Source organism: Bacillus sp. JJ1521, from assembly GCF_036965165.1.
Taxonomy (GTDB): domain Bacteria; phylum Bacillota; class Bacilli; order Bacillales; family Bacillaceae_L; genus Ferdinandcohnia.
The window spans coordinates 28893-33042 of sequence record NZ_JBALOX010000007.1 but is presented as its reverse complement, the minus strand read 5'-3'; the positions used below and the strand labels follow the sequence as shown (position 1 = coordinate 33042).

Sequence of the window (4150 nt, the reverse complement as noted above, 5' to 3'; positions counted from 1 at the left end):
TAGTCTTTGATCTTAAGCTCGAAAACTTTCCCTTGAAAATCTGTGGCATCCGCCGGAGGCTCTTTACTTTATTCAGCCCCCGCTGAATAAAGTAAAGGGAATTGGACTTTACCAATTCCCAATCTATATGAAACACTACCAAACAAGCCCCGGGTAACTTGTTGAGTAATGATATTTGTTATCGGAACGCTACGGAGTTGTTTGCTTATGTACTATTAGGATTCACTTTGTTTTTTGAACTATTTGTGACAAGTGTTGTTAATAAAGGAAGAGTATCGGATAATAGAGGAAAAAGGGTTTTCATATTCGGTTTGTTTTATTTGTAAAACAAAACCAAATTTTAAATGAAATATAGATTTTTTTGGGTAGTTAGGCTATACTATAACTGTTTAGGAGGGGTTAGGCGTGAACGAATTTGAAAAGAATATTAAAAACACACGAAATGACGTTGTAGATGCTGGAGTAGCATTCGTTGTATCATTTGGCTTCTTTGCTACAATTTTCATTATCGCAACTTTAATTAAGGTTATCGGAGCTTAATACCAGCAGAATACATACTGTCAAAATAGAGACTGTCCTTTAAGGTGCAGTCTCTTTTTCGTACTTTTCTCTACTGTATCTTATGGAATGGTGCGCATAAAGGTTCCGGAATTTTTAAAATATCGATATTGAATTGCTCCATCTTTGTCGGTTCGGTAAATTTTTACCTTCTCTTTATTAAAATGTTTTATGACGTCAGGATGCGGGTGGTTAAAACTATTACTTTCCCCGACAGGGATTAAGGCGACCTTAGGATTTAAAAGCTTGACAAAACCTTCCGTTGAGGAAGTTTTGCTCCCGTGATGACCTACCTTTAATACATCTATCCGTAAATTTTTATACGTTCTGATGAGATCGAGTTCCACATCTTTTTCAATATCTCCTGTAAATAACCAGTTTAGACCACCAAGTTTCGTATAAATGACAACGGAATTATTATTCTCCTTCGTTTCATTTCCTTTCGGAGCAAGTATATGAAATGTGTGTTCACCCTCCTTCCACACTTGTCCACGTTCGACTATTTGAACATGAATTCCCTTTTTGGTAGCCGTTTTCACCAGATTTTCTTCCTGGCTTGTATTCTTTTTATTCTTACCTAAGACGATTTCCTTAATCTTTATTTTTTCAACTAGATCTCTTGCACCGCCGATATGATCTTGATCGCCATGTGTAATAATAAGCTTGTCTATGCTGCGTATTCCTTTAGATTTTAAAAAGGGGATAATGATATCTGCAGTTGAAAATTCTTTCCTTCTTTTTCTCCACTCTTCCCGTTCAAATTGAATCGTTCCCCCTGTATCAATCAAATAAGTTCCTTTTCGATACGGGAGTTCAATAAAGATACTATCCCCTTGCCCAACATCGATCATCGCGACTTCTCCATATGGATTAATGTATGGCAGGATTACATGAAGAAATAAAACCCCTATTGGCACAAGAAGTGCCCGTTGAATAATGACTTTTTTCTTCTCCCAATAAATTAAAAAATAAAAAATGGCTCCACAGTACAAAATCATAAGNNCGAGGCCCAAACTGTGGCTTGATTTAATATTTCCATCATCCAAGATAAGACAGCAGCAAAAAGTTTGCCGAGCGGCTCAAATATTCCTAATAAAAACACTGTGAACAGAGCAAACGGCAAAATAATTACTGAATATAAAGGAACGTACAGCATATTCAGGGGTAAGCTTAACAACGAAAACTCAAAAAAGTGAAATAGTAAAATGGGCAATGAGGTTATTTGCGATAAAAATGAAACTGCGAATAAGGAAGCAAATGTATTGGGATAGTGTTTAAATATTGCTCTAGAGGATAGAATCAAAGATGCACTAACCATGAAGGATAATTGAAAACCAATGTTTATTAAATAATACGGATTAAACGCAAGCATACAAATACAAACAAAACTTATCACATCAAGCATGCTACTCTTCTTCCACCACATAATCGTTGAGAGCAATAGCATACACATCAGCACAGAGCGAATAACAGAAGGAGAGCCCCCAGCAATGATGATATATGCTGGCAGTAAACATAGGAGAAGAATGGCGGTAGTCTCACGTGTTACCCCAAATCGAATACATAAAAAATAAAACATCCCTGTCATAAGACTTACATGAAGCCCCGAAATAGCTAATAGATGGATCAAGCCAAGTGATTGATAGGAATTTACAATATCAGTCTCTATATTTGTTCTGTCTCCATAAATTAAGGCTTGGATAATCCCGGCGGTTGACCCTTCAAAATGAGAATCGATTTGATGAATTCCAGCTTCACGAATTTTTAAAAGCCATCGCCCCAATGACCACTGTTCCTGTGAAAAACATTTTTCGGGAGTTAAAGTGTTTGCCTCAAAGATCCAGTGGATTTTTTGATAATACAAATATTCCTGATAATCAAATGAATGTGGGTTTCTTGAAACCTGTGGTTTTTTGACAGTTCCATTTAAGTTACACACTAACCCCATTTGTACTGATTTACTAAGTTGAATTTTTTCAATTTCGGTTTCGATGTAATAAACCAACAGTAGCTTTTCATCGTTTAAAGTGTTTACAGTGACGGAAAGTCTATCACCATTGATATCAGGTGTTGCTACTATTTCGGCCTTTATTGTAGTTGTCGTAGGTGTTAGTTTAGTTTGATTTTTTGAGTCAACGAGGATGAACAAACACATGAAGGAAAGCAGAGTTATAATGCTGAGGACAACGAGAGAAAAATGGTGGCGGAAAATGATAAAACCTAATAAGAGTAGTGTGAGAAGAATGCTAAACCAAGAAAAAGAGGTATGAGGGACTAGTATTCCTAATACCGAAAAGAAAGCGAGATAGACAAGCTTCCCTTGTAAATAGTCCCCATATTTTCTGATAAAATTAACCGATATTTGAAAAAAGTGTAGCAGCTTGTTCATGCAATGCCTTTATCTCCTTGTCTTCCGCACCTGTAACCGTTAATTTCTCAATTAATTCATTGACAAATTCTAATTTCTCTTTTGATTTTAAGTCAATCACCATTTCATGGAGGGGAACCTTCTGAACCATTACATTTGATTTCTCATAAAGTTCAATCGCGTATGGATGATTTTTATAATCCTCCGCGTAATAAACAACTTTGATTCCTGCCTGGATTATTGCTTTTGTGCATTGGAGACAAGGAAAATGCGTTACATAAATTTCTGCATTATCTGTTGGAACTCCGAATTTTGCGCACTGCAATAAGGCATTCATCTCAGCATGTACGGTTCTTATACAATGATTGTCAACCACGTAGCATCCCTCATCAATGCAATGTGTACCGCCTGAAACAGACCCGTTATACCCCCCTGCAATAATTCGCTTATCTCGAACTATAGTCGCTCCAACCGTTAATCTTGTACATGTACTTCTTAGAGCAAGTAAATGACTTTGAGCCATAAAATATTGATCCCATTTGATACGATTCAAAACTTCCCCCATCCCTTCAACAAAATCTTACAATTATTTTATCGGTTAACAGCATATGTCGTCAATTCAATTTAATCTGCTCCTTAATCTTCTCGAAGGATTTTTCGCCAATTCCACTCACTTGAAGAAGATCCTCAAGTTGTTTAAAAGGTCCATTTTCTTCCCGGTAGGCAATAATCGCAGCTGCCTTCGATGGTCCAATACCTGTTAATGTTTCAAGTTCTGCCTGGGTCCCCTTGTTAAGCGATACCTTCCCATCATTCTTTTGCAATTGACTGCTTGTCTCGATTTCGATCTCCTCACCAATACGCGGAACATAAATGACCATTTCATCCTCCACCCGCTGGGCTAAATTTACTTGCTTATGTTCTGCATCTTCAGTAAACCCTCCAGCCATTTCAACAACATCCTTGACCCTCATTCCTTCTTTAGCCTCAAACACACCCTCATTATGTATTGCCCCCTTTATGTCCACAAGAATGACCTTAACAGCCTCTTCCACAACGGGTTCATCTTCAACAACTGGTTCAAGCATCAGCTCATTTTCTTCAATGTCCGGCTCTGCATTTGTTTCATGTCCGAAAATTTGATAGAACACGATAAAGATAACAAGACAAATTCCACAGATCATAAATATTAATTTTATTTTTTTATCTTTAAAATTCATGATT

General features: G+C 37.0%; 5 protein-coding genes. 1 reads left to right on the top strand and 4 read right to left on the bottom strand.

From position 1 onward, the window contains the following. Window positions 1-405: 405 nt before the first annotated feature. Window positions 406-540 (top strand): YqzM family protein, encoded by a 135-nt coding sequence (locus tag V7147_RS01345; RefSeq protein WP_116351544.1) that lies wholly within the window; start codon window positions 406-408, stop codon window positions 538-540. A gap of 80 nt (window positions 541-620) precedes the next feature. Here the strand turns inward: V7147_RS01345 and V7147_RS01340 are convergent, their stop codons facing one another. From V7147_RS01340 to V7147_RS01325, 4 genes are all read right to left on the bottom strand, one after another. After that, entirely contained in the window at window positions 621-1409 is a 789-nt protein-coding gene (locus V7147_RS01340) for a DNA internalization-related competence protein ComEC/Rec2 (protein WP_335366061.1), read from the bottom strand. Between the two features lie 143 nt (window positions 1410-1552). Beyond that, on the bottom strand, window positions 1553-2947 hold the full coding sequence (locus V7147_RS01335) for a DNA internalization-related competence protein ComEC/Rec2 (RefSeq protein ID WP_335366060.1): 1395 nt from the start codon (window positions 2945-2947) through the stop codon (window positions 1553-1555). Next, entirely contained in the window at window positions 2910-3479 is a 570-nt protein-coding gene (locus V7147_RS01330; protein ID WP_335366059.1) for a ComE operon protein 2, read from the bottom strand. Before V7147_RS01330 ends, V7147_RS01335 begins: the two co-directional genes overlap by 38 nt. A 61-nt stretch (window positions 3480-3540) precedes the next feature. Continuing rightward, a partial coding sequence (locus V7147_RS01325; protein WP_335366058.1) for a helix-hairpin-helix domain-containing protein occupies window positions 3541-4150 on the bottom strand: 610 nt, incomplete at its 5' end.